General features: G+C 56.6%; 22 protein-coding genes and 3 tRNA genes. 22 read left to right on the top strand and 3 right to left on the bottom strand.

Annotated elements, in window-relative coordinates; all coding sequences use genetic code 11:
- Positions 1-33 precede the first annotated feature (33 nt).
- The 9 genes from ACUN8H_RS03735 (at position 34) to ACUN8H_RS03695 (ending at position 7,300) form a co-directional block, all read left to right on the top strand.
- The gene (locus ACUN8H_RS03735; RefSeq protein WP_445530811.1) at positions 34-564 is read left to right on the top strand and encodes a CinA family protein; all 531 of its coding nucleotides are present in this window, start codon (positions 34-36) and stop codon (positions 562-564) included.
- A 104-nt stretch (positions 565-668) separates the two neighbouring features.
- The gene (gene recA / locus ACUN8H_RS03730; protein WP_445530810.1) at positions 669-1,736 is read left to right on the top strand and encodes a recombinase RecA; all 1,068 of its coding nucleotides are present in this window, start codon (positions 669-671) and stop codon (positions 1,734-1,736) included.
- Between the two features lie 24 nt (positions 1,737-1,760).
- The gene (locus tag ACUN8H_RS03725) at positions 1,761-2,225 is read left to right on the top strand and encodes a regulatory protein RecX (protein ID WP_445530809.1); all 465 of its coding nucleotides are present in this window, start codon (positions 1,761-1,763) and stop codon (positions 2,223-2,225) included.
- A 224-nt stretch (positions 2,226-2,449) separates the two neighbouring features.
- Entirely contained in the window at positions 2,450-5,059 is a 2,610-nt protein-coding gene (alaS, locus tag ACUN8H_RS03720; RefSeq protein WP_445530808.1) for an alanine--tRNA ligase, read from the top strand.
- Between the two features lie 96 nt (positions 5,060-5,155).
- A complete protein-coding gene (locus ACUN8H_RS03715; protein ID WP_445530807.1) occupies positions 5,156-6,406 on the top strand; it encodes an aspartate kinase in 1,251 nt (416 codons plus the stop codon).
- Positions 6,407-6,599: 193 nt separating this feature from the next.
- Complete coding sequence (gene csrA / locus ACUN8H_RS03710) at positions 6,600-6,788, top strand: carbon storage regulator CsrA (protein WP_007111501.1); 189 nt, start codon at positions 6,600-6,602, stop codon at positions 6,786-6,788.
- Between the two features lie 133 nt (positions 6,789-6,921).
- Positions 6,922-7,014: transfer RNA gene (locus ACUN8H_RS03705), tRNA-Ser, on the top strand.
- An 81-nt stretch (positions 7,015-7,095) separates the two neighbouring features.
- Positions 7,096-7,172 (top strand) — tRNA-Arg (locus ACUN8H_RS03700).
- A 51-nt stretch (positions 7,173-7,223) separates the two neighbouring features.
- Positions 7,224-7,300, top strand: a tRNA-Arg gene (locus tag ACUN8H_RS03695).
- A gap of 240 nt (positions 7,301-7,540) precedes the next feature.
- On the opposite strand, the gene ACUN8H_RS03690 is transcribed toward ACUN8H_RS03695, so the two are convergent.
- Positions 7,541-8,536 (bottom strand): tRNA dihydrouridine synthase, encoded by a 996-nt coding sequence (locus ACUN8H_RS03690; protein WP_445530806.1) that lies wholly within the window; start codon positions 8,534-8,536, stop codon positions 7,541-7,543.
- A gap of 159 nt (positions 8,537-8,695) precedes the next feature.
- Between ACUN8H_RS03690 and ACUN8H_RS03685 the strand changes: the two genes are divergently transcribed.
- The 3 genes from ACUN8H_RS03685 (at position 8,696) to ACUN8H_RS03675 (ending at position 12,193) form a co-directional block, all read left to right on the top strand.
- On the top strand, positions 8,696-8,953 hold the full coding sequence (locus ACUN8H_RS03685) for an OadG family protein (RefSeq protein WP_445530805.1): 258 nt from the start codon (positions 8,696-8,698) through the stop codon (positions 8,951-8,953).
- Positions 8,954-9,045: 92 nt separating this feature from the next.
- Positions 9,046-10,860, top strand: coding sequence for a sodium-extruding oxaloacetate decarboxylase subunit alpha (oadA, locus tag ACUN8H_RS03680; RefSeq protein ID WP_445530804.1), 1,815 nt, complete (start codon positions 9,046-9,048; stop codon positions 10,858-10,860).
- Positions 10,861-10,870: 10 nt separating this feature from the next.
- Entirely contained in the window at positions 10,871-12,193 is a 1,323-nt protein-coding gene (locus ACUN8H_RS03675; protein ID WP_445530803.1) for a sodium ion-translocating decarboxylase subunit beta, read from the top strand.
- 213 nt (positions 12,194-12,406) lie between these two features.
- Here ACUN8H_RS03675 and ACUN8H_RS03670 read toward each other — a convergent pair whose 3' ends face one another.
- Positions 12,407-13,033 carry an IMPACT family protein gene (locus ACUN8H_RS03670; RefSeq protein WP_445530802.1) on the bottom strand — a complete coding sequence of 209 codons (627 nt, stop codon included), beginning with the start codon at positions 13,031-13,033 and terminating at the stop codon, positions 12,407-12,409.
- On the bottom strand, positions 13,033-13,437 hold the full coding sequence (locus tag ACUN8H_RS03665) for a LexA family protein (RefSeq protein ID WP_445530801.1): 405 nt from the start codon (positions 13,435-13,437) through the stop codon (positions 13,033-13,035). Before ACUN8H_RS03665 ends, ACUN8H_RS03670 begins: the two co-directional genes overlap by 1 nt.
- Before the next feature lie 211 nt (positions 13,438-13,648).
- Here ACUN8H_RS03665 and ccmA point away from each other — a divergent pair, with 211 nt between their 5' ends.
- From ccmA to smc, 10 genes are all read left to right on the top strand, one after another.
- Positions 13,649-14,281: a cytochrome c biogenesis heme-transporting ATPase CcmA gene (ccmA, locus tag ACUN8H_RS03660; RefSeq protein WP_445530800.1), complete on the top strand. Its 633-nt coding sequence runs from the start codon at positions 13,649-13,651 to the stop codon at positions 14,279-14,281.
- Between the two features lie 174 nt (positions 14,282-14,455).
- Entirely contained in the window at positions 14,456-15,124 is a 669-nt protein-coding gene (gene ccmB, locus ACUN8H_RS03655) for a heme exporter protein CcmB (protein ID WP_445531076.1), read from the top strand.
- 14 nt (positions 15,125-15,138) lie between these two features.
- Positions 15,139-15,906, top strand: a complete 768-nt coding sequence (locus tag ACUN8H_RS03650) for a heme ABC transporter permease (protein WP_445530799.1) — start codon at positions 15,139-15,141, stop codon at positions 15,904-15,906.
- Positions 15,906-16,097 carry a heme exporter protein CcmD gene (gene ccmD / locus ACUN8H_RS03645; protein WP_179916484.1) on the top strand — a complete coding sequence of 64 codons (192 nt, stop codon included), beginning with the start codon at positions 15,906-15,908 and terminating at the stop codon, positions 16,095-16,097. Before ACUN8H_RS03650 ends, ccmD begins: the two co-directional genes overlap by 1 nt.
- On the top strand, positions 16,094-16,603 hold the full coding sequence (gene ccmE / locus ACUN8H_RS03640; protein ID WP_445530798.1) for a cytochrome c maturation protein CcmE: 510 nt from the start codon (positions 16,094-16,096) through the stop codon (positions 16,601-16,603). Before ccmD ends, ccmE begins: the two co-directional genes overlap by 4 nt.
- A gap of 46 nt (positions 16,604-16,649) precedes the next feature.
- The gene (locus tag ACUN8H_RS03635) at positions 16,650-18,659 is read left to right on the top strand and encodes a heme lyase CcmF/NrfE family subunit (RefSeq protein ID WP_445530797.1); all 2,010 of its coding nucleotides are present in this window, start codon (positions 16,650-16,652) and stop codon (positions 18,657-18,659) included.
- Complete coding sequence (locus ACUN8H_RS03630; protein ID WP_290700097.1) at positions 18,656-19,183, top strand: DsbE family thiol:disulfide interchange protein; 528 nt, start codon at positions 18,656-18,658, stop codon at positions 19,181-19,183. Before ACUN8H_RS03635 ends, ACUN8H_RS03630 begins: the two co-directional genes overlap by 4 nt.
- Complete coding sequence (locus ACUN8H_RS03625; RefSeq protein ID WP_445530796.1) at positions 19,174-19,644, top strand: cytochrome c-type biogenesis protein; 471 nt, start codon at positions 19,174-19,176, stop codon at positions 19,642-19,644. The genes ACUN8H_RS03630 and ACUN8H_RS03625 overlap by 10 nt, the downstream gene beginning before the upstream one ends.
- A complete protein-coding gene (gene ccmI / locus ACUN8H_RS03620; RefSeq protein WP_445530795.1) occupies positions 19,641-20,879 on the top strand; it encodes a c-type cytochrome biogenesis protein CcmI in 1,239 nt (412 codons plus the stop codon). The genes ACUN8H_RS03625 and ccmI overlap by 4 nt, the downstream gene beginning before the upstream one ends.
- 48 nt (positions 20,880-20,927) lie before the next feature.
- Complete coding sequence (gene smc / locus ACUN8H_RS03615; RefSeq protein WP_445530794.1) at positions 20,928-24,422, top strand: chromosome segregation protein SMC; 3,495 nt, start codon at positions 20,928-20,930, stop codon at positions 24,420-24,422.
- The last annotated feature ends 14 nt before the right edge of the window (positions 24,423-24,436 follow it).

The raw sequence follows: 24,436 nt of genomic DNA, 5'->3' as shown, positions 1-24,436 counted from the left end.
TGAACAGACGACTCACTTGAAGGAGCGACAACGGTGCCCAGTGTTTCTAGCCTGACAAATCTTGATTTAACCCTGTTAGCACAGCGCCTGGGTCGGCTTTGTCAGCAGTTAAACGTGGAAGTAACAGCTGCCGAGTCATGTACGGGCGGTGGAATCGCCAGCGTTATTACCGGAGTGGCGGGTAGCTCGGCCTACTTTACAACGGGTTATGTCACCTATGCGAATGCGGCGAAGTCGCGTTTGCTGGGGGTGCCCGAAGCGATGCTGAACGAACATGGTGCAGTGAGTGAGGCAGTCGTCAAAGCGATGGCTGCGGGGGCTTGTCGTGAAAGTGGAGCCGGTATAGGCGTAGCGGTTAGCGGCATCGCCGGGCCCGAGGGTGGCAGTGCTGAAAAACCGGTAGGTACCGTTTGGCTAGCCTGGGGGGACACCTCTCAACAAGAGGCTGAGTGCTTTCACTTACCTGGCGATCGCCAAGCGGTGCGCGAACAGGCCGTACGTTTGGCGTTGGCTGGGCTAGTGGCGCGCCTGGATACCCGCGTAAAGGCGGGCAAGAAAGCATAGAGGTGGCAAAATAGTTATTAGAAAGCGTGAACAAGGATTTGTTTACGGCGCAATCTTTGGCATACTACTGGGTAATTATACAGCTTGTTATGAGGAATCTCTGAATGGCTCAGGATGACAACCGCACTAAAGCGCTAAACGCTGCACTCACCCAGATCGACCGTCAGTTCGGCAAGGGCACCGTCATGCGCCTAGGCGATGCACCGCGTGTGGTCATGCCGTCGGTTTCTACGGGTTCGTTGGGGCTGGATATCGCACTCGGCATCGGCGGCCTGCCGTTTGGTCGTGTTTGCGAAATCTTTGGCCCAGAATCGTCGGGTAAAACGACGCTGACGCTTTCGGTGATTGCTCAGGCGCAAAAGCAGGGCAAAGTGTGCGCTTTCGTTGATGCCGAGCACGCCCTTGATCCAAGTTACGCAGAAAAATTGGGCGTTAACCTGGATGATCTGCTGGTTTCCCAACCGGATACCGGCGAACAAGCGCTGGAAATCACCGACATGCTGGTTCGTTCCGGCGGTGTTGACGTGATCGTTATCGACTCGGTCGCGGCATTGACCCCGCGCGCTGAGATCGAAGGCGAAATGGGCGACTCCCACGTGGGTCTGCAGGCGCGTTTGATGTCACAAGCGCTACGTAAGATCACCGGTAATATCAAGAACGCCAACTGTTTAGTGATCTTCATTAACCAGATCCGTATGAAGATCGGTGTTATGTTTGGTAGCCCGGAAACCACGACCGGGGGTAACGCACTTAAGTTCTATGCCAGCGTGCGTCTGGATATCCGCCGCACCGGCTCGGTGAAAGTAGGCGATGAAGTCACTGGTAACGAAACCCGCGTGAAAGTGGTCAAAAACAAAGTGGCGCCGCCGTTCCGTCAGGCCGAATTCCAGATTCTTTACGGCAAGGGTATTTACCATGCCGGCGAGGTGATTGATCTGGGTGTGCAATGTAACTTGGTCGACAAAGCCGGTGCCTGGTACAGCTATAAAGGCAAGAAAATAGGCCAAGGCAAGGCGAATGCTGCTCAGTACCTTGAGGAGCATCCGGACATTATGGTCGAGATTGAAACGCAGATTCGTGAGCAGCTGCTGGCCAAGCCCGACCCCAAAAAAGAAGAAGCTCCTGCTGAAGCATCCGCTGACGTAGAAGCGGGTGACGATGATCTGCTGTAAGCCGGTCTTCGCTAAGGCAAGCTGATGGCATTTGGCTCACAACGCGATGCGACGCCGCGTGACATCGCCATTGGCTTACTGGCTCGGCGCGAGTACTCTCGCGCCGAGTTAGTCCAGCGCTTGAAGAAAAAAGCGTTTGATGATGCGGCTATTGATGAGTGCTTAGCCGCCCTGGTTGAGCAGGGGCTTCAATCTGATGCACGGTTTGCGGCTAGTTTCGTGCGGTCACGCCTGTTGCGTGGCCAAGGGGTGATTCGTATTAAAGGCGAGTTGCGTCAACGCGGTGTTGATCAGGAGACGCTGAATGTCGCTTTCACAGAAGTGGAGGAGAGCGAGCAGGTCGATTGGTTTGAGTTAGCGCGTGAGACGCTGGCAAGACGTTTTGATACACCCGGTGAGAACCCCAAAGAGCGCGCTAGGCGTGAACGTTTTCTCGCCAATCGTGGCTTCGATTTTGAACAAATCCGTTATGCTCTCTCCTGTCTGTAATACGTTTTTCCTCGCCCTTTATGCTTTTCTTTCTGTCTGTTAAAACGACGCTGATGACGTTTCTGGTAGCGCTTTAATAGACAACTTTCCCCGATTGTTTGCCTTTGTGCCACTAAGTGCGGCTTTAGTCGTTTGACAACTGCGCTATAATGGCCCCTTTGCGACCCCTGAGGGTAGCGTCGACAGCGCCCTGGGACATCACGCTTTATTGTTACGGATACCCTATGAAAAGCGCAGAGATTAGACAGGCCTTTCTCACTTTCTTTGAAGAGCAGGAGCATACGATAGTACCTACCAGCTCTTTGGTGCCGGGTAACGACCCTACGCTGCTGTTTACCAATGCTGGCATGGTGCCGTTCAAAGATGTGTTTCTAGGTCGTGACCCTCGCCCTTACGTACGCGCAACCTCTGCGCAACGCTGCGTGCGTGCAGGTGGCAAGCACAACGACTTGGATAACGTCGGCTATACCGCCCGCCACCACACCTTCTTTGAAATGTTAGGTAACTTCAGCTTTGGGGATTACTTCAAGCGCGATGCCATTCGTTTTGCCTGGGTGTTTTTAACCGAAACCCTGGGTTTGCCCAAAGAGAAGCTGTGGGTAACGGTGCATATCAGCGATGATAAGGCCGAACGGATCTGGAAAGATGAGATTGGTATCGATCCCGAGCGCTTTTCCAAGCTGGACGAGGATAACTTCTGGCAGATGGGTGATACCGGGCCTTGTGGCCCCAGCTCGGAAATTTTCTTTGATCACGGCCCTGACGTATGGGGTGGGCCGCCAGGCAGCCCGGAAGAGGATGGCGATCGTTACATCGAAATCTGGAACTTGGTGTTTATGCAGTTTGATCGCGATGCGCAAGGCACGCTCAATCCGCTGCCCAAGCCCTCTATCGATACCGGCATGGGGCTAGAGCGTGTTGCCGCCGTGATGCAGGGCGTTCACTCTAACTACGAAATCGACCTGTTTCAGAACTTGCTGGCCGCTGCCGCTAAAGCCACTGGCCACCCGGACACCGCCACGCCATCACTGCGCGTGATTGCCGACCATATCCGTTCCTGTGCCTTCCTGATTGCCGACGGTGTGCTGCCTTCCAATGAAGGGCGCGGCTACGTGCTGCGGCGGATCATTCGCCGGGCGATTCGCCACGGCCATAAGCTAGGCGCAGTAGAGCCATTCTTCCACAAGCTGGTGGACGCGCTGGATGCGGAGATGGGCGGTGCCTATCCGGAGCTGCGTGAGGCGCATGCTCAAATAGCGCGAGTGCTATTGAAGGAAGAAGAGCAATTTGCACGTACTCTGGATCATGGCATGGGGTTGTTGAATGCAGCGCTAGCTGAGCTCGATGGCAAGGTCCTGCCAGGCGAAACGGTCTTCAAGCTGTACGATACCTACGGATTTCCGTTTGATCTCACCGCCGATGTATGCCGTGAGCGCGGTGTTACGCTCGACGAAGCAGGCTTTGAACAGGCGTTAGAGGCCCAGCGCGAGCGTGCTCGGGCAGCGAGCCAGTTTGGTGCCGACTATAGCGCTTCTATTGAGCTCGAGGGTGAGACCGCTTTCACTGGTTATGATCGACTGGAAGAGCAGTCCAAGGTCACGGCACTGGTCGATAGCGAAGGCAACCCACTGGCTGCTCTTGAAGTAGGGCAGAAGGGCGTTGTGGTGCTCGATCGTACGCCGTTTTATGGCGAGTCAGGCGGTCAGGTCGGTGATACCGGCTATCTCTATGTCGACGCCGGACGCTTCCAGGTAACCGATACCCAAAAGCAGAGCGGTCATCACCTTCACCAAGGCGTCATGGTGGAAGGCTCACTCAGCGTGGGTGCTAGCGTGCGTGGCGAAGTGGATGCCAGTCTGCGTACTGCCACCATCCGTAATCACTCAGCCACGCACCTGTTGCACAAAGCGCTGCGTATGGTGCTGGGCGACCACGTGCAGCAGAAAGGCTCGCTGGTCAATGCTGAGCGTCTGCGCTTTGACTTCAGTCACTTCGAACCAATGACAGCCGAGCAGTTAACGGAAGTCGAGCGGCTGGTTAATGAGCAGATTCTGGCTAATGCGCCGACGAAAACCGAGCAGATGAGCCTTGATCAAGCCAAAGCAAAAGGCGCAGCCGCGCTATTTGAGGCCAAATACGCTGAGAACGTGCGTGTACTGACCATTGGGGCCGACGACTTCTCTATCGAGCTTTGCGGCGGCACCCATGTGTCGCGCAGTGGTGACATTGGTTGCTGTCATATCATCAGTGAAGTCGGCATTGCGTCCGGTGTGCGTCGTATTGAAGCAATTACCGGTGAAAACGCGCTTAACTACTTCCGCGAGCAGGAAGCGAGTCTGGGCCGTTTGGGCGAACGCTTGAAAACCAAGCCTGAACAAGTAGAGGCGCGTGTAGAGTCCCTGGTTGAACGTAACCGGGGTCTGGAAAAAGAGCTAGAGCAGTTGAAAGCCAAGCTCGCCAGCGCAGCGGGTAGCGACATGCTTAGCCAAGCGCAAGACATCCAGGGGGTTAAGCTGTTAGCGACCCAGCTGGAAGGTGTCTCTGGTAAAGATCTGCGCGGGGTGCTTGATCAGCTTAAGAATAAGCTCGGTTCCGGGGTGATCATCCTTGGCGTCGCCGACGCTGCGACTGGCAAAGTAAGCTTGATTGCTGGGGTAACCCAAGATCTAACCGATAGAGTGAAAGCGGGCGATCTGGTTAATCATGTTGCTTCCCAGGTGGGCGGTAAGGGTGGTGGCCGCGCAGATATGGCCCAGGCTGGCGGCAGTCAACCCGACGCTTTGCCGGATGCGTTGAACAGCGTGCCGGCATGGTTGGAGAACGTACTTAGCTAAACCTTTGGGCCGGTGGCATGATTGTCACCGGCCTTATTTATTTAAAACTGATAACAATTTCACCCTCCATTCCCGAACGCATAGGAAAAACGGCATATGGCACTATACGTACAGAAGTTCGGCGGCACTTCGGTGGGCTCTGTCGAGCGTATCAAGGCCGTAGCGGAAAAGGTCAAGGGCTTCCGCGATCAAGGCCATCAGGTAGTGGTCGTGGTCTCCGCGATGAGCGGCGAAACGAATCGCCTCACGGACATGGCGCAGGCACTCAATGAAGACCCCGCACCGCGCGAGATGGATATGCTGCTGTCGACTGGCGAGCAGGTAACGATTTCGCTACTCGCCATGGCATTGCAGCAAATTGGCGTGCCAGCTACTTCCCACACTGGTGCCCAGGTCGGTATTCATACTGACAGCGCCTACACCAAGGCGCGTATTCAGCGCATCGAAACCGATGACCTGAAAGCTGACCTGGAAGCAGGCCAAGTGGTGGTCGTGGCCGGTTTCCAAGGGGTCGATGAAGACGGCAACATTACTACCCTGGGCCGTGGTGGCTCTGACACCACTGGGGTGGCGCTTGCCGCTGCACTGGGTGCCGATGAGTGCCAGATCTACACCGATGTGGACGGCGTATACACCACTGACCCACGGGTATGTACCAAAGCGCAGCGTCTTGAGCGCATTACCGTAGAAGAGATGCTGGAGCTTGCCAGCCTAGGCTCTAAAGTGCTGCAGATCCGCGCGGTAGAATTTGCCGGTAAATACAACGTGCCCCTGCGGGTGCTGTCGAGCTTTGAAGATGGCCCCGGTACCCTAATTGTTGCAGAAGCAGACCAAGACGAGGACGCTATGGAAGAACCACTGATCTCCGGTATTGCCTTTACCAAGAACGAAGCCAAACTGACCCTGCTCAATACGCCAGATGTGCCAGGCGTTGCTTCACGCATTCTTGGCCCGATTGCCGACGCCAATATCGAAGTCGATATGATCGTGCAAAACGTTGCTCCGGCCGGTGACTATACCGATTTCACCTTCACGGTGGCCAAAGGCGATTACAAGGCAACTAAAAAGCTGCTGGAAGAGACGGTAATTCCAGATCTTGGCGGCGGAGAGCTGCGTGGTGACGACAATATTGCTAAGGTATCCTTAGTCGGTGTCGGTATGCGCTCGCACGCGGGTGTGGCGTCCAAGATGTTTCGCGTTTTGGCCGATGAAAACGTCAATATTCGTATGGTCTCGACCTCTGAGATTAAAATCTCGGTCGTCATCGATGAGAAACATATGGAGCTTGCCGTTAATGCATTACATAAGGCTTTTGGTTTAGATCAAGCAGATATCGAATCTGAATAACATATATGCCTTAAACCTTCTACGCTGAAGGGGTACTTGCTGCCGTGTGGTGGTGAGCTTTCTTTCAACGGGAGGTTGAAGGTGTCATGGAGCCGGAGTCGTTGGTGACAGGCAACACTATGGCGCATAATGGCCTAGTGTTGCCTCCGGCTGACATATCCCGTTGCATAAACGTCTGAAAAGGAGATCAGCCATGCTCATCCTAACTCGCCGTGTTGGCGAAACCCTGATGATCGGTGATGAAATCACCGTCACCGTACTAGGTGTAAAAGGCAATCAAGTGCGTATTGGTGTAAATGCGCCGAAAGATGTCGCAGTGCACCGCGAAGAGATTTATCAGCGCATTCAGCGTGAAAGAAATAGCGAAAACGAAGTGGAATGAGACTTGCGGGCTTGCATGATGACACGATGCCTAAGACGTAAGCTTGACTGTAAGATATGGCCGGTGCGAAAAAAATCTGTGGAGGGCTAGACAAAAGACCCCCAAATCGGTAATATTCGCGCCGTGTCGTTAAGGAGAGGTGGCCGAGTGGCTGAAGGCGCTCCCCTGCTAAGGGAGTATAGGGTTTATAGCCCTATCGAGGGTTCGAATCCCTCTCTCTCCGCCAACCGCACGGCCAGGTAGTACTTTGTTAATGAGAATTTTTATTAATAAAAGTTTTGTTAAAAAGTACATGGTCACAAGGTATGCGCCCGTAGCTCAGCTGGATAGAGTACCTGACTACGAATCAGGGGGTCGGAGGTTCGAATCCTCCCGGGCGCGCCACCTTCTCAATGAATTGTTAGTTGTATGAGTAAACGTTAGTTGCAACATTACGCGCCCGTAGCTCAGCTGGATAGAGTACCTGACTACGAATCAGGGGGTCGGAGGTTCGAATCCTCCCGGGCGCGCCAGATTTCTAAACCCGCTCTCTAAACGAGAGCGGGTTTTCTGTTTCCAGCCTGATTTTTCTTTACCTAGCCTGAAGGTTCATATCTAGCCTGACTGCCTCTTTTCCAGCCTGACCGGTATATGCTCGCGCTCCGGTCTTGCGATCGTGTGTAGCGCCCCCGCTTTGCGGTAGGGCGCTTTTTTTTGGCTATAAACAGATAAGGCGTTGCGGAAAGGGGCGCTAGTCACTTTTCAGACAGAGCCTAAGCCAGGGTGGCGAGCTGCTCGTCAACCACAAGGCTATCGAGCAAAAGGTCCAATTCGGTAATGCGCTTCACCCGCTGAAAGTTCTGCTCGGCTTCAGAACTGCCTTGGCGCATTTGGGCAAGCCACTGCTTTACCAAAGAGACCACCACGCGATCAGGCAGCTGTTGGCGCTGAAGCGCGGCGTACTCTTTGAGCACATTGGCGCGCATCGCCCAACTGCTCTCAGGCAATCGTTCGCCGGTCTTGAGCCAGTGGCGGATACGCGGGGCAAGCCAGGGGTCTGCCAAGGCACTGCGCCCTAGCATCACGTCTTGACACCCAGAGAGCGTGCGAGCTTTCCAATAATCCTCTAACGTCCAAATATCGCCATTGGCGACCACGGGGATGTTCACTTGGCGGCGAATCTTGCCAATCCATTCCCAGTGCGCCGGTGGGCGGTAGCCCTCATCGCGGGTGCGCGCATGCACCACTAGCTGCGCTGCACCGCCCGCTTCGGTGGCTTGGCCGCAGGCAACCGCTAAGCGGCGATTGGCGAAACCGAGACGAATCTTTGCGGTCACCGGGATTTCGCCTTCCAGGGCGTCGTGAACCGCCTTGACCGCTTTGTACACGCGGTCTGGCTGGCGGAGTAGTGAAGCGCCGCCATCATGGCGGTTAACCAGTTTGGCCGGACAGCCAAAATTGAGATCAATGCTGACGGCGCCGAGTTTGAGCGCCTGCCGCGCATTGGCTGCCAGGGCGTCAGGGTCGGAGCCAAGCAGCTGTAAATGCACGGGAATGCCGCTTGGGGTCGCTACGGGCGGTTGCATAAGCTCCGGGCAATGCTTATAAAACACTCTTGGTGGCAGGCGCGCGTCGACGACGCGGACAAATTCGGTCACCGTCCAATCGAAGCCCGCGTGGCGTGTCAATAAGTCCCGCGTCAGGGCATCGATCACGCCTTCCATTGGGGCTAGGCCGATTCTGCCGTTATGTAGTAAATTAACAACCATGACTTCCACTATCGCGCCATTGCATTCTATTCTGGGTGTGGCAGGTTAGTGCATTCCCCTTACTGCGCCAAGCGCCTTTCATCGTATTGGCGCCGTTAGATGCGCAAAAATGGTACTTGAACTGTGCTTCAAGACACCAAGCCGCAAGGAGACCGCTTTATGCAGGATCAGGCACTGTTGCAAGATGGGCTGGCGTTGATGGCGCTCGGCATGGGTGTAGTGTTTGTTTTTCTTACGATTTTGGTCATTAGCGTTACGCTGATGTCGAAGCTTATTGGGCGTTATCAGCCCGCTCCTGTAGCGGTTGAAACGGGCAAAAAAGCGTCGCCATCTTCGGTTTCCTCCGCTCATGATGACGAGGTCATGGCCGTCATTAGCGCTGCCGTGCATCGCTACCGTTCAGCTCGGCGTCGCTAACTTTCTCAATTTTTTTCATTTCATCCCTCTTTTGGTTATTTTTTTGTTATTTTTACTACAAACCTAACAACTCTCTACGGTGAGCCAAGACTATGAATGAAACAAAACGCCCTTTAGGCATCACGGATGTCGTGCTACGCGATGCCCATCAATCGCTTTTTGCCACCCGAATGCGCCTGGACGATATGTTGCCCATCGCTGAAAAGCTGGATCGGGTTGGCTACTGGTCGTTGGAAACATGGGGCGGAGCGACCTATGACGCCTGTATCCGTTATTTGGGCGAAGACCCGTGGGAGCGCATTCGTGCCCTGAAAGAGGCAATGCCCAATACGCCCCAAGCGATGCTGCTTCGCGGTCAGAACTTGCTGGGCTACCGCCACTACGCCGATGACGTCGTCGATAAGTTCGTCGAGCGGGCGAAAATCAATGGTGTGGATGTTTTCCGTGTGTTTGATGCGATGAATGATCCGCGCAACCTGGAACGCGCCATTCAAGCTGTGCGTAATGTGGAAGGCCATGCGCAAGGCACGATCTCCTATACCGTCAGCCCGGTGCATACCCTGGATAGCTGGGTCGATCTCGCCAAAACCATTGCCGGTTTAGGTGCGGATTCATTGGCTATCAAGGATATGGCGGGGCTTCTTACGCCTTATACCGCCTTCGATTTGGTAACGCGGCTCAAAAAAGAGCTGTCGATTCCGGTACACCTGCACTGCCACGCCACCACCGGCCTTTCCACCTCGACCATCTTGAAGGCGGTGGAAGCAGGCATCGATAACGTCGACACCTCGATTTCCTCCATGTCGATGACCTATGGCCACAGTCCGACGGAGTCCGTCGTGGCCATGTTGAAAGATACCGGGCGTGATACCGGGCTGGATCTTGAGTTGCTAGAAGATATTGCCGGTTACTTCCGCGAAGTGCGCAAAAAGTACGCTGCTTTTGAAGGTTCGCTGCGCGGTATCGATTCGCGCATCCTAATTGCCCAGGTGCCGGGCGGCATGCTGACCAACATGGAAGGCCAGTTAAAGGAGCAGGGCGCAGGCGATAAACTGGACGACGTGCTGAATGAAATTCCTCGTGTGCGCGAAGATCTGGGCTTTATTCCGCTGGTGACACCGACCTCGCAAATTGTCGGCACCCAGGCCGTCATGAACGTCATGATGGGCGAGCGTTACAAGTCCATTTCCAAAGAAGTTCAAGCGCTGCTCAAAGGTGAGTACGGTGCGGCGCCTGCGCCGTTTAACGCCGAGCTGCAAAAGCGCGTGTTGGAAGGCGGCGAGCCGATTACCTGCCGCCCGGCGGATAATCTCTCACCTGAGATGGAAAAGCTGGCCGCAGAGCTAAAAGAGAAGGCCAGCGCTGACGGTATCCGCTTGGCCGAAGGCGAGCGCGAAGTGGATGACGTGCTGACCTACGCACTGTTTCCCCAGATTGGCCTGAAATTCCTCAAGAACCGTGACAATCCAGAGGCCTTTGAGCCTGCCCCGCAGGTGGCTGAGGCGAGTGCCGAAAAAGCGCCTGCTCCAGCAGAGAGCCGCGCGCCCGTCGCCAGCAGTGGGCCAGAAACCTACACCGTTAAGCTCAACGGCAAAGCGTATGTGGTGGAGGTCTCCGAAGGTGGAGAGCTTGGCGAGGTGCAAGAGCAGGCGACTGCGAGCAACAGTGCACCCCAAGATGAAGCCCCGGCGCCCAGTGGAGAAAGTATTGATGCCCCCTTGGCGGGCAACATATTCAAGGTCAATGTGCGCCCTGGCGAGCAGGTCGCTGAAGGGGATGTCGTCATCATCCTGGAAGCGATGAAAATGGAAACCGAGGTGCGTGCCAGCAGTGCAGGCACGGTGTCTAAGGTTAACGTCAGCGAGGGCGACAGCGTAGCCGTAGGCGACACGTTGATCGAGCTCTAAGGGCCCAGTAATGGATAAATTAGTCACGTTGTGGGAAGGCTCTGGGCTGTATAGCCTTGAGCTTGGTCAGGCGGCCATGATCCTGGTGGGCCTACTGCTGCTTTATCTGGCCATCTATAAGAAGTTTGAGCCGCTGCTGCTGGTGCCGATCGGTTTTGGCGGCATCCTCGCTAATATTCCTGAAGCGGGGCTGGCAATTTCAGCTCTCGACCAAGCGATTGAGGTAGCTAAACCCGCGGTGCTACAGCAGATGGCGGCCGCGTTGGGCGCTACGTTGGATCCGCTCGTGAAAGCGGAAGCGTGGCGCGAAGCGTTAAAAACGATTGCTCATGACGGCGCCGCGCCGGACCAACTGCGTGCGGCACGAGATATTGCCATTGGCGTTGGTTACAGCGATGGCATGCTTTACAACTTCTATAAAGTGGCGATTGGATCGGGCATTGCCCCGCTAATCATCTTTATGGGCGTTGGGGCCATGACGGACTTTGGCCCGCTGCTGGCGAACCCCCGCACGCTGTTTTTAGGGGCTGCCGCTCAGTTTGGTATTTTTGCCACGCTATTTGGTGCTGTGGCGCTCACCTCGATGGGGATCATGGATTTCTCGCTCAATCAGGCGGCCGCTATCGGTATTATCGGTGGGGCAGATGGTCCGACCTCTATCTACGTTTCCAGCGTGTTGGCACCTGAATTGCTGGGGGCGATTGCGGTGGCTGCCTACGCCTATATGGCGTTGGTGCCGCTGATACAGCCGCCGATCATGCGTCTTTTGACCACTGATAAAGAGCGTCAAATCAAGATGACGCAGCTACGGCCGGTCTCCAAGTTGGAGAAGGTCGTCTTCCCCTTGATGCTGTTGATTCTGGTCGCGCTTTTTCTACCGGATGCCGCACCACTGCTGGGTATGTTTTGCTTCGGTAACTTGATGCGTGAATGTGGCGTAGTAGAACGCTTGTCGGACACCTCGCAAAATGCGCTTATCAATATCGTCACCATTATTCTTGGCCTGTCGGTAGGTTCTAAGCTGATGGCCGAAAGCTTTCTGGCATTTGAGACGCTGGGCATACTGGGACTGGGCATTGTTGCCTTTGGTATCGGCACCGCGGCGGGGGTATTGATGGCGAAGCTGATGAACTTGGTTAGCAAAATGCCCATCAATCCGCTGATCGGGGCCGCAGGCGTATCGGCGGTGCCGATGGCCGCCCGAGTGGCTAACAAAGTAGGATTGGAATCTAACCCGCATAACTTCCTGCTGATGCATGCTATGGGGCCCAATGTTGCAGGCGTTATTGGGTCTGCGGTGGCTGCGGGTGTAATGATTAAATATCTGGGCTAGTCATTTACTGACTGTCATCGCGAACGAAGCGCGGCGATCCCGTTTTTGTGTTCCACCGCAAGACGAGATCGCCACGTCGCAAGCTCCTCGCAATGACCGGTAGGTGTCATTGCGAACAAAGTGAAGCAATCTGGGTTCGTTCTCAAGGTAAGACGAGGTTGTCGCGTCGCAGGCTCCACGCAATGACATATGGGGGTCTTCAGCCCTGCTGCGTCATGTCGTTGGTGCAGAGAGAATCTCAACAGCGCTCTTCAAGCGGTTTTCTAGCGGGGCAAGGTCAAGCGGGCAATCTCGCGGCCAGCCAATGGTCAGGCGGACGCCGTCGCCATCATAGTCTGCTTGTTCAATGGGGATATCGCCTTCTTCGCACCAGGCGCGGGCAATGGCTTCGTTGGCAAAGCTCAGCCGTAAGGTGTAACGGTCGCGTTCGACCACTTCCTGGGTAGGTAGCGTTTCGAGCGCATGGCTAACGGCCTGAGCGTAAGCGCGGGCCAAGCCGCCGGTGCCTAACTTGGTGCCGCCAAAATAGCGAATCACCACGCAACCAATATGGCCGAGTTGGCTGCCTTGAAGCACTTGGTACATGGGCCGTCCCGCGGTGCCGCCAGGTTCGCCGTCATCCGAAAAACCAATCTGATTCTGCTCGCCGGGCGGTCCGGCTATAAAGGCGGTGCAGTGATGGCTCGCATTGGGGTGCGCGGCTTTAGCCGCTGCCAGCATATGGCTGAATGCATCGATCGCTGCGGCGTGGCAAATCCAGGTGATGAATTGGCTCTTTTCTACTTCTATCTCAGACGTGTGCCAGGAAGAGGGGGAAAGCTCTGGAACCCGATAGCGCATTAATGCTCCGTGACAGTTGGCTTACTGTTCAGGCAATCTCTTGGATGAGGTTCAACACCCATCACCATGCCCAATACCTGAATATCACGGTTATGCAAAAAAAGCGCTGGCTGCACGGCATCTTCAGGCCAAAGTTCAACGCCAAAGCGGCTGATCGAAAGGTGCTTCAAGGCTATTGTTTGCTGGTTGATTTCGGCAACAGCGGTTTCTGTTTGGGCATCGTGTTGATAGCGCCGAATAATAATGACATCGCCGTCGAACAAGTTGCAATCACACAGTGCGTTACCGCGGATTTTAAGCGCGTAGGTATTACGGCGTGTCACGCTGGGTGCCATGGCGAAAGCCTGCGGTACTGGTTGTCTATGGCCGAAGGTCGCGGTGGGTACTGCCATCGATATCGTCATTGTGAAATCTCCAGTGCTGAGCTCGCCAGAACATGTCTTTTCATACAGTGGTTTTAGTATAGGCCTGTTTTTGCATACAGTGCTAGCAGTAATTAGTCGTAATGCTGATGGCGGTAGATCACGCTGCGACCCAGCGCCGCATAGAGTGAGTGGCGAGAAACGGGCTTTCCGTGTAGAGTTCGACCCGAAATCAATGTGCCTGGAGAGTCTCTTGAGCCTGTGTCTACAAGCCCGACAGCTGTCCTGCGAACGTGATGATCGCTCACTGTTTAAGGGGCTGGATCTCGATATTCGCAGCGGCGAGATCGTGCGTATTGAAGGGCCGAACGGCAGCGGTAAAACCAGTCTGTTAAAAATCCTCTCTGGGCAGCTCAGCGACTATCAAGGCGAATTGTTCTGGAATGGCGCACCCATGAAGCGCGTGCGTGAACATTTTCTCGCAAATTTACTCTATCTAGGGCATGCGCCAGGTATAAAAACAGGCCTTTCTCCGTTGGAAAACTTAGCCTGGTATCAGGCGCTATATGGTGAGAAAAACGCGGATGGCCACAGCGAGGACCAACGTCTGGACGCCCTTGAACGGGTAGGTTTGGCAGGCTTTGAAGATGTGCCCACTGGGCAACTCTCGGCGGGGCAGCAGCGCCGGGTGGCGCTGGCGCGCTTAACCCTGTCGCCGCGGGCGCTGTGGATACTGGATGAGCCTTTTACTGCGATTGATCGCCACGGCGTCGCCGCGCTTGAACGGCAACTGACGATGCATGCGCAGACGGGTGGCTGTGTGATTGTCACCACCCACCATGCGTTAACCGCCTCACCGCTGCTAAGGCGTATAGCGCTAGGGTAGAAGGAGACAGGGTTGCACAGCACTTCACACAGCACTTCAGACAGTACTTCACATAGTTCTGAAAATAGTTCTGCACACGGAGTGCCAGCTAGCGCTATAGATAGCTCTTTACCAGGGGCAGAAACCGCTAGAGAGGCACCGGCGTTGCCACTGCTTGAACATCAGGGCGGGCTGATGGTCGCCGTGAAGGCGACCTTGGTGCGAGATCTAACGCTGCTGCTGCGGCGGCGTGGCGAAGTGCTCAACCCGCTGGTGTTTTTTGCGCTGGTGATCACGCTGTTCCCGATTGCGATTTCGCCGGACCCAGAGCTATTGGCCGTTATCGCACCCGGCTTGCTGTGGGTGGCCGCCTTGCTAGCCGCGCTGCTGTCGTTGGACAGTCTATTTCGCAGCGATTATGACGATGGCAGCTTGGAACAGTTGCTGTTGGCGCCGCAGCCGCTGGCCGCGCTGAGCTTAGCCAAAGTGGCGGTCCATTGGCTACTTACCGGGCTGCCTTTAGCGCTGATGGCGCCCCTGCTGGGCATTATGCTCGCGCTGCCTGCGGGTAGCTACGCGGTATTGGCACTGTCGCTGGCGCTGGGTACAGCAAGCTTGAGCCTGATTGGCGCCATTGGCGCAGCGCTAACGGTCGGTTTGGCGCGAGGCGGTGTACTGCTTTCGCTGCTGATACTGCCGCTGTATATCCCGGTGCTCATTTTTGGCGCAGGCGCGGTACAGGCCGCTATTTTAGGTGACGGTGTTGCCGCGCACCTGGCTATTCTAGGGGCGCTGCTTGCCGCTGCGCTCATGTTGGCGCCGTGGGCGATTGCCGCATCGCTGCGTATCAGTATTAACGGTTAAGGACAGGACACGCTATGTGGGCCTTTATACATAAACTGGGATCACCCAAGTGGTTCTATGGCATTAGTGCCAAATTGCAGCCCTGGTTTTGGGCGGCAGCGGCGCTGCTGCTGGTGGTGGGTTCGCTGTGGGGGCTCGTATTTGCGCCAGCGGATTACCAGCAGGGCCACAGCTTCCGGATCATTTATGTCCACGTGCCGGCGGCGTTTTTAGCCCAATCCATTTTTATCTCCATGGCAGTGTCTGGGCTGGTGTTTATGGTCTGGAAAATTAAAGTGGCCGATATGGCCGCTGCAGTCATGGCCCCGCTGGGCGCTGCCATGACCTTTGTGGCGCTGTTTTCCGGGGCGGTATGGGGCGTGCCTACGTGGGGTACGTGGTGGATGTGGGACGCACGGCTCACCTCCATGCTGATTCTGCTGTTTCTTTATTTAGGCGTCATTGCGCTGCGCGGCGCGTTCTCCAGCCGTGATAGCGCGTCTCGGGCGGCCTCGGTGCTCGCTATGGTGGGGGTCATCAATATTCCCATCATCAAATACTCGGTGGATTGGTGGTACACCCTGCACCAACCCGCCTCGTTTACGTTAACCTCGCGGCCAACAATGCCCACCGAGATGTGGCTGCCGCTGGTCATTATGGTGCTGGGTTTTTACAGCTTTTTTATTGCTTTAACGCTGATGCGCACGCGCAGCGAGATCCTGCGCCGAGAAGCCAGCAAGCGCTGGGTGCAAGACCTGGTTAATGGTCAAGCGATGCACGTTCAGGCAGAGGAGACGCGCTAATGGCATTTGCCTCATTTTCAGAATTTCTTGCCATGGGCGGGCACGCGCCTTATGTCTGGTCCGCCTGGGGAGTAACCGCACTGCTGCTGGTGGCCACCGTTTGGCATGCACGCGTTGAGCAGCGTCAGTTATTGAATGGCATAAAGCGTCGGGCGCGGCGCGCAAACAGCTTGAGAGGTAACGCCCAATGACCCCTAAACGTAAACAGAAACTCTTCGTCATTATGGGTTTGGTGTCGTTAACCGCGATTGCTGTCGGGTTAACGCTTTATGCGCTGCGTGCCAATATCAATCTGTTTTTTAGCCCAGTACAAATCGCTCAAGGCGACGCCCCTATAGAACGCCAGATCCGCGCGGGCGGCATGGTGAAAGAGGGCTCGGTTTCCCGCGACCCTGAAAGCCTTGATGTAGCGTTTACCGTAACCGACTACGTCGATGATCTGGAGGTCTACTACAGCGGCATCCTGCCCGACCTGTTCCGTGAAGGCCAAGGCGTCGTGGTGGTGGGTGAGCTGCAGGCCGATGGCCGGTTATATGCCGATAAGGTGCTTGCCCGCCACGATGAAAACTACATGCCCCCGGAGGTAGCGCAGGCGTTGGAAGAAGCTGGCTATTCGCCAGCTGACTACCAGGCCAAAGCCGCCGAGGTTGGCCAACGCCTGGATGAAGAGGGCGTCCCCGAGGCAAGCGAATACTAGTTAATGCAACACCAGGGTTGGCAACTCAGCCTCATGCGGAGCACACATGTTCATCAAATTGATCCCTGAAATTGGCCATTTTGCGCTTATCATTGCGCTGTTAATGGCAATGGTGCAGGCAGTGATGCCACTGGCAGGCGCAGCGACTCGCCGCCCCCTGTGGATGGCTTATGGCCAGCCCATGGCGGCCGGGCAGTTTCTATTTGTCGCTATTGCTTATGCCTGCTTGACCGCCAGCTACATGCTGGATGACTTCAGCGTGGCAAACGTGGCCAATAACTCCAATTCGCTCCTGCCGTGGTACTACAAATTCAGCGCGGTGTGGGGCAACCATGAGGGCTCTGTCCTGTTATGGAGCCTGATGCTGGCGGGCTGGGGCTTTGCGGCCAGTCTGTTCACCGGCAACCTGCCGCGGGATATGGTCGCTCGGGTGATGGGTGTAATGGGCATGGTGTGTGTCGGCTTCTTACTGTTTATCCTGATCACCTCCAATCCGTTTGAGCGCCTGCTCCCCGATATGCCGCAGGATGGCGCTGACCTTAACCCACTGCTGCAAGATTTCGGCTTAGTTGTTCACCCGCCGATGCTCTATATGGGCTATGTGGGCTTTTCGGTGGTCTTTGCGTTTGCGATTGCCGCGCTGATGGGCGGGCGTTTGGATGCGGCCTGGACCCGCTGGGCGCGGCCCTGGACCAACCTGGCCTGGGCGTTTCTGACCGTGGGTATCGCGCTGGGGAGCTGGTGGGCCTATTACGAGCTGGGCTGGGGCGGCTGGTGGTTCTGGGACCCGGTCGAAAATGCTTCGCTATTGCCCTGGCTGACCGGCACTGCATTGGTTCACTCGCTGGCGGTCACCGAAAAGCGCGGCTCGTTTAAAAGCTGGACCGTGCTGCTGGCGATCTCGACCTTTTCGCTTTCGCTGATGGGCACCTTCCTGGTGCGCTCCGGCGTGCTCACCTCCGTGCACGCGTTTGCCAATGATCCTGCCCGCGGTTTCTTTATCCTGATGCTGCTGGCGATCACGGTCACACTGTCGCTGCTGGTGTTTGCCCTGCGCGCCCCCCGGGTCAGCCACAAAGTGGGCTTTAACTGGCTCTCCCGCGATGCGCTGCTGCTGGTGAATAATATCTTCCTGGTAATCATGACCGTGACCGTGCTGCTCGGCACCGTCTACCCGTTGATTCTCGACTCCTTGGGGCTGGGTAAAATCAGTGTGGGCCCGCCCTATTTCAATGCGTTGTTTGTCCCGCTCACCGTGGTGATGTGTATCTTTATGGGGCTTGGTTCGGTTACCCGCTGGAAGAGCATGGCGGCGCGGGATTTAGTCCACAAGCTATGGCTGGCGGGCATGGCTGCGCTGGTATTGGGCCTATTGATGCCGCTGCTTTATCGCGGGGAGTGGAATCTCTTCGTCTCCCTCGGCATTGTCTCTGCGCTCTGGATTGTGCTGCCGATGGTGCGCGATGTATTTGATAAAACCCGCCACGCCAGCTCGTTTGTCGCTGGCGTGCGCAAGCTCTCGCTCTCTTATTGGGGCATGGTATTAGGCCACATTGGGGTGGCCGTCACGATCGTGGGTGTGGCGGTGGTTTCCAACTACAACATCGAACGCAACGTGCGCATGTCGCCGGGTACCACGGTAGACGTCGCCGGCTATCAGTTCTCCATGCGCGAGCTGACCGAGCGCCGCGGACCTAACTTTCTCGCCGATACCTCGATTATCGAGGTGCAGCGTGGCGATTCCGGTAGCCGCTTTATCATGCGCCCTGAAAAGCGCCTTTATCTAGCGACAGGCATGCCGATGACCCAGGTGGCCCTGCGGCCGGGGCTGTTCCGTGATCTGTATGTGGCCATGGGCGAAGACCTGGGCGACGGCAGTTGGGCGATGCGCGTGCAGTACAAACCGTTTGTTCGCTGGCTGTGGCTCGGTGCACTGCTAATGGCATCCGGCGGGCTGTTGGCGGTACTCGACAAGCGCTACCGTCGTGCTGCCGTCCACAGTAGCGCGTCGAGCATGAAGAGTAATAGCGATACACCCAGGGAGGCCACGGCATGAAGCGACGGCTTTTACTATTACTTCTACCGGTGGGTTTCTTAGGCTTGGCACTGTTTTTCTACCACGGCCTGTCACTGGATCCCTCGCAGCGCGATTCGGCGTTGATGGCGCGCGAGTTTCCGGCCTTCGAGGCGACCACGCTGCGCGATGAAGCTCAGCAGGTCGATCAGTCGCTGCTCAAGGGGGAGGTCACGCTGGTTAACGTATGGGGTGAATGGTGCCCCGCATGCAAACAGGAAATGCCTCAGTTGTTGGAACTGGCCGACCACGATATCCGCATGATTGGGGTTAACTATCGCGATACCCGCGAAAAAGGCCTAGAGTTTCTAAGCGAATTTGGCGACCCGTTTGAGACCAATATTTTTGATCCGGAAGGCGCATTAGGCTTTGATCTTGGCGTCTATGGCGCTCCGGAAACCTTTTTGGTCGATGCCGACGGCGTGATTCGCTACCACCATAAAGGCTATGTCTCGCCGGAAGACGTACGCGAACGGATACTGCCGGAGGTGGAAAAATGGCGTTGATGCGTATCATCGCGGCACTAATGCTGTTGGTTATGACGTCAGGCGCCGTGGCGGCGGGCATTGAATTACGCGAGTTTGACGATCCCGTCATGGAGCAGCGCTACCGCGACTTGACCTCCTCAATGCGCTGTCCGCTATGTGAAAACCAAGCCATTGATGATTCCGACGCCCCTATTTCGGCGGATATGCGCGAGCGGGTCTATCAACTGCTGCAAGACGGGCAGTCGGACATCGAAATCGTTAACCATATGGTGCAGCGGTTTGGTGAATATATTCTCTATAATCCGCGATTAGAGAGTCGCACCTACCTGCTTTGGGGGCTGCCTATTGCGCTGGTATTGCTAGGCGCGCTGGTGGTGGTCTTGATGATTCGCGCCCGCCGACATGCTTCTGCCAAAGCGCTCAGCGTCGAAGAGCGTCGCCGCATAGAGGCGCTGATTAACCGAAAGGGGTCTTCATGACGCTGCTCTGGATTGCGATTGCCGTTTTACTGCTTCCCGCGTTATGGCTCTTGGTCCTACCGCTAAGAAACGCGCGCCGATTACATGACCAACAGCATGCGTTTGAAACCAATGATACTTCTGCCGAGCAAAACGTAGCGATATTCAAACGTCGGCTAAGTTCATTAGAAGCCGCGCGGGCGCGTGGCGATATTGGTGCCGAGCGCTTTGAAGAGGACCGCCTGGAGCTCGAGCGGAGCCTGCTGGAAGACACCGCTGCCCGCGAGCGTCGGCCGCTCAAAGCGGCGGGCGCAGGGCGCTTTGCTGTCCCGGTGGTCATGGTGGCCATGGTTGTCGTCAGCGTACTCTGGTATCAGCAAGAGGGTGCCGAGGGTGACCTTGTACTGCTGTCGGTACAGCAAGCGGTGCAGAACGACCCTGACGGTTCGCTGGCGCTGTATATCGAACGCATGGAGGAGCAGGCCGAGCGCCAGCCGGATAACCCTAACGTATGGAGCTTGCTATTCCCTGCCTATCGCGAAACCGGCCAGCTGCCCGAGGCGGTGGATGCGCTTGAGCATTTGATTGGCATTGAGGGGCGTATTCCGCCGCTGCTTGCTCAACTGGCGCAAATTCGTTTCTTTATGGCCGAGCGTGAACTCACCGATGAAGTGCAAGCACTGGTCGATGAAACCCTGGCGCAAGACCCGCGCCAACCAACGGTGTTGGGTTTGCTAGGGGTTAACGCCTTTAATAACGGCGATTACGCACAGGCGATTGATCACTGGCGTCGAGCGATCGCCAACATCGAAGACCCCAATACGGTTACCTCTCTACGCGAAGGCATTCGCGTGGCTCAGGAGCGCCTGGGTATCGAGCCTGAACAAACCAACGCCGAGAGCAGTGGCATTCGCGTGCACGTCTCGCTGGATGAAGCCATCGCTGAACGCGTTGACGGCGATGACACGGTATTCATTACCGCGCGTGATTTGGAAGGTGAACTACCGCCGCTGGCTGTCGTGCAGGCACAGGTGGCTGAGCTTCCCATGACCGTGGTGCTAGACAACAGCGTCGCCATGTCGCCACAGGCGCAAATCTCTCAGGTACGTGAGGCGCGTTTAGTAGTGCGCGTTTCGCCTTCTGGCCAAGCCATGCCCCAGCCGGGGGATTTATTTGGCGACCTGGAAAGCGTCAGCGTTGGGCCAATCTCAGACGATGAAGCCGCCGAGGTGGTGATTAACCGTGTCTTTGAGTAGCCTCGCTTTGAACCGCTCTGCTTTGACGCCGCGAAAAGTGACGCCGATATGCGTTTAACCTCGATACGCTTAGTCGGGTTCAAGTCCTTTGTGGATCCTGTCACGGTCCCTTTCGATGGCAACATGACAGCCATCGTGGGCCCGAACGGCTGCGGTAAATCCAATATTATTGACGCCGTGCGCTGGGTCATGGGGGAATCCTCCGCCAAAACCCTGCGCGGCGAATCGATGGCGGACGTTATTTTCAACGGTTCCACCGGCCGGAAACCCATCAGCCAAGCTTCGATCGAACTCAAATTCGATAATCGCGACGGCGGCATGGGCGGCGTTTATGCGCAGTATGCCGAAATCGTCGTTAGGCGCTTAGTGACCCGCGACGGGCAATCCAACTACTTCTTCAACGGCCAAAAGTGCCGGAGGCGGGATATCGCCGACCTGTTTATGGGCACCGGGCTAGGCCCGCGCTCCTACGCGATTATCGGTCAGGGCATGATCTCGCGGTTGATCGAAGCCCGCCCCGACGACCTGCGCTCGACGCTAGAAGAAGCTGCGGGTATTTCCAAATACAAAGAGCGCCGGCGTGAAACCGAAAACCGCATGCGGCGCACGCAGGAGAACCTGGAGCGTCTGGACGATATTCGTGAAGAGTTGGATAAACAGCTAGAACGTCTCAAGCGTCAGGCCGAAGCCGCCAAGCGCTACCAAGAGCTTAAAGAGCAAGAGTACCGACTCAAGGGCGAGTTGGCGCTGCTGCGGGGCCGCACCCTTCGCGCGGAACAATCGCACCAGGAGAGCCGCGTTCGCGAATTGGAAATAGCGGTAGAAAAAGACGTCTTTGGGGTGCGCCAGTGCGAAACCCGCTTGGAACAAGCCCGCGAGCAGCACGACGAACTTTCAAAAGTGTTGGATCGCCACCAGCAGCAGTTCTTTGAAACCACCACCCGCATTGCCCGCTTAGAGCAGGATCAGGCTCACCGCCGTAGCCGTGAAACGCAGTTGGCCAGTGACATCGCCACCGCCAAGCGTGAACTGGACGAGCAGCGCCGGGTGAGCGAAGGCGATCAGTCGCGTTTAGCCGCCATCGATGAGCGCTTTGACGATCTGCTTCCCGAGCACGAAGCGTTAGAGGAGCAGCTCGAAAGCCTGGAACAGGCGCTTGCTGATGCCTCTCCCGCGCTAGAAGCCGCCGAACAGCAGTGGAGCGATGCCGAAACCCGCTGGCGGGATGCCAGCCGCGATGCAGACCGCTCCCAGGATCAACTGCGTGACCTGGAGCAGCGTATCCAGCGCCTGCAGGCTGAAAATCAGCGCCGCCGCCAGCAACGCAGTGAGGTCGCCGATCTTACTGGGCTGCGCGAAGAGCATGGTGTGTGTGACGAACAGTTAGCTGCTGCCCAGCAGCAGGCGGAAAGCTTTCAAGCCCAGCGCGACCAGTGGCAGCAGCGCTATAGCGACGCCAAAGCGGCCTACCAGCAGGCCACCCAGTCACGCGATCAGCAGCGCGCTGAACTCAGCCAGCGCCAAGGGGAGTTGGCCTCGCTGCAAGCACTGATAGACGCGGCGTTGGCAGACCACGACCCAGCGCTCGGCACGACCCTTGAAGCGCATGGCCTGACAGAGGCGCCGCAACTCGGTGAGTTACTACAGGTCGAGCCCGGTTGGGAAGCGCTTACTTCCTGGCTACTCGCCCCCTGGCTCAATGCACGGCTTGTAACCCCTCAACAGCTGGCCGCCTTGCCTGAGGCTTTAGCCACCGACTGGCGCTTGATTGATAAAACGGCACCAGCCGCTTCAGCGTTTGGGCAGCGGCTGGACAGCCTCGTCAAAGGCGCCGGTGCGCTGGGCGAGTGGTTAGCAAGCATTCACTACACGCAAACGACAGCAGAAGCTGAGGCACAGGTCGCTCATCTCGCCCCCGGCGAAAGCGTGGTGAGCCAGGAGGGCGTATGGCTGGGGCGCGGTTGGCTACAGCAGCAGGCCAACGGTGAGGGCATCGACGGGCTACTGCTGACGCGCCGACGTTTCGCCGAGCTGACTGCGCAGCGCGAGCGTGAAGAAGAGGCGTTGGCGCTGGCCGAGGAGCAGTGCGACGTTGCTAGCGAAGCCATCGAAACCCTGGAGCAGGAGCGTGAACAACAGGCCGAACAAGAGCGCGCTCATGCCGTCAGCCTGCAGCAGTTAGCGGTTAAAGAGCGCAGCCTGGCGCAACGATTGGAGCACTTGGAAAGCCGCGCCAAGGAGCTGGATGAAGAGCTTGCCCAGCTACAAGAGGCTGAAGCAGAGTTAGCGCTTACTCTTGATGAGCAACGCGCCCGTTGGCATTTGGCCATGGAGCAACTGGAGAGCGCGTCGCAAGCGCGGGAAACCAACGCCGAGCAGCGCAACCGGCAGCGTGAGGCGCGTGACCAGTTGACGCAACAGCACGCCCCACTCAAAGCGCAGCAGCAGGCATTGGCATTAGAACGCGAACGCTTAAGCGCCGAGCGCGATAGCCTACGTTCTCAGCAGGCGCGCTCCAGTGACGCTGAGGAGCGGCTCTCGCTGCGCATTGCTGAACTGGAAGAAGCGCGAGAGATGTTGATCGAGCCCGACGAGCTGGCGGGGGAAGAGCTTGAAGAATTGCTCCATCAGCGTGAGCAGCAGGAAGGGCGATTGAATGCGACGCGTCAGCAAGCCCAGGCATTGGCAGAGCAACTGCGTAATGACGAACTTGCCCGCCAGCAGCATGAACGTAACCTAGAACAGAGCCGCGAGCAGTTACAGCAGCGGCGTATGGACGTGCAAGCGCTGGCACTTAAAGCAGCCACCCAGGATGAGCAGCTAACTGAGCTTGGCCATAACGTCGAGACCCTCGCCGAACAATTGCCGCAGGAAGCGACGGAAACCCGTTGGCAAGAGCGCCTGGAAAGCACCACGGACAAGATTCGCCGCTTGGGGGCGATCAACCTGGCCGCCATTGAGGAGTACGACCAACAGGCCGAGCGGCGCAACTACTTAGAAGCCCAGCACGCTGAACTCACGGAAGCACTGGAAACCCTTGAACGGGCGATTAAGCGTATCGATCAGGAAACTCGGGTGCGCTTCCGCGAGACCTTTGATCAGGTCAATAGCGGGCTGCAAGCGCTGTTTCCTCGTGTGTTCGGTGGCGGCGCGGCATGGCTAACGTTGACCGGGGATGATCTGCTGGAAACCGGCGTGGCGATTATGGCTCGCCCACCGGGCAAGAAGAACAGCACCATTCATCTGCTTTCGGGCGGTGAAAAGGCGCTTACCGCGCTATCGCTGGTATTCGCCATTTTTCAGCTTAATCCCGCGCCTTTCTGTATGTTGGACGAGGTAGACGCACCGCTAGACGACGCCAACGTGGGGCGTTACGCCAAGCTGGTAAAAGAAATGTCCGAGAACGTTCAGTTCATCTATATCACCCACAACAAAATCGCCATGGAAGCCGCCGAGCGCCTGATGGGGGTCACCATGCAAGAGCCCGGCGTCTCACGGTTGGTCTCGGTGGGTATAGAAGAAGCGGCGGCGTTGGTCGATTAAGCGCCTTAGCCGCT

The sequence above is a fragment of the Vreelandella sp. V005 genome (assembly GCF_052645115.1).
This window is presented reverse-complemented; position numbering and strand designations above follow the sequence as displayed.

Coding starts and splice junctions, on each gene's coding strand:
- ACUN8H_RS03675 (WP_445530803.1), top strand. CDS start 10,871: ATGGATAAATTAGTCACGTTGTGGGAAGGCTCTGGGCTGTATAGCCTT.
- ACUN8H_RS03690 (WP_445530806.1), bottom strand. CDS start 8,536: ATGGTTGTTAATTTACTACATAACGGCAGAATCGGCCTAGCCCCAATG.
- recA (WP_445530810.1), top strand. CDS start 669: ATGGCTCAGGATGACAACCGCACTAAAGCGCTAAACGCTGCACTCACC.
- oadA (WP_445530804.1), top strand. CDS start 9,046: ATGAATGAAACAAAACGCCCTTTAGGCATCACGGATGTCGTGCTACGC.
- ACUN8H_RS03665 (WP_445530801.1), bottom strand. CDS start 13,437: ATGACGATATCGATGGCAGTACCCACCGCGACCTTCGGCCATAGACAA.
- alaS (WP_445530808.1), top strand. CDS start 2,450: ATGAAAAGCGCAGAGATTAGACAGGCCTTTCTCACTTTCTTTGAAGAG.
- ACUN8H_RS03625 (WP_445530796.1), top strand. CDS start 19,174: ATGGCGTTGATGCGTATCATCGCGGCACTAATGCTGTTGGTTATGACG.
- ACUN8H_RS03650 (WP_445530799.1), top strand. CDS start 15,139: ATGTGGGCCTTTATACATAAACTGGGATCACCCAAGTGGTTCTATGGC.
- ACUN8H_RS03685 (WP_445530805.1), top strand. CDS start 8,696: ATGCAGGATCAGGCACTGTTGCAAGATGGGCTGGCGTTGATGGCGCTC.
- ACUN8H_RS03715 (WP_445530807.1), top strand. CDS start 5,156: ATGGCACTATACGTACAGAAGTTCGGCGGCACTTCGGTGGGCTCTGTC.
- smc (WP_445530794.1), top strand. CDS start 20,928: ATGCGTTTAACCTCGATACGCTTAGTCGGGTTCAAGTCCTTTGTGGAT.
- ccmB (WP_445531076.1), top strand. CDS start 14,456: ATGGTCGCCGTGAAGGCGACCTTGGTGCGAGATCTAACGCTGCTGCTG.
- csrA (WP_007111501.1), top strand. CDS start 6,600: ATGCTCATCCTAACTCGCCGTGTTGGCGAAACCCTGATGATCGGTGAT.
- ACUN8H_RS03670 (WP_445530802.1), bottom strand. CDS start 13,033: ATGCGCTATCGGGTTCCAGAGCTTTCCCCCTCTTCCTGGCACACGTCT.
- ACUN8H_RS03635 (WP_445530797.1), top strand. CDS start 16,650: ATGTTCATCAAATTGATCCCTGAAATTGGCCATTTTGCGCTTATCATT.
- ACUN8H_RS03630 (WP_290700097.1), top strand. CDS start 18,656: ATGAAGCGACGGCTTTTACTATTACTTCTACCGGTGGGTTTCTTAGGC.
- ccmE (WP_445530798.1), top strand. CDS start 16,094: ATGACCCCTAAACGTAAACAGAAACTCTTCGTCATTATGGGTTTGGTG.
- ccmD (WP_179916484.1), top strand. CDS start 15,906: ATGGCATTTGCCTCATTTTCAGAATTTCTTGCCATGGGCGGGCACGCG.
- ACUN8H_RS03725 (WP_445530809.1), top strand. CDS start 1,761: ATGGCATTTGGCTCACAACGCGATGCGACGCCGCGTGACATCGCCATT.
- ccmI (WP_445530795.1), top strand. CDS start 19,641: ATGACGCTGCTCTGGATTGCGATTGCCGTTTTACTGCTTCCCGCGTTA.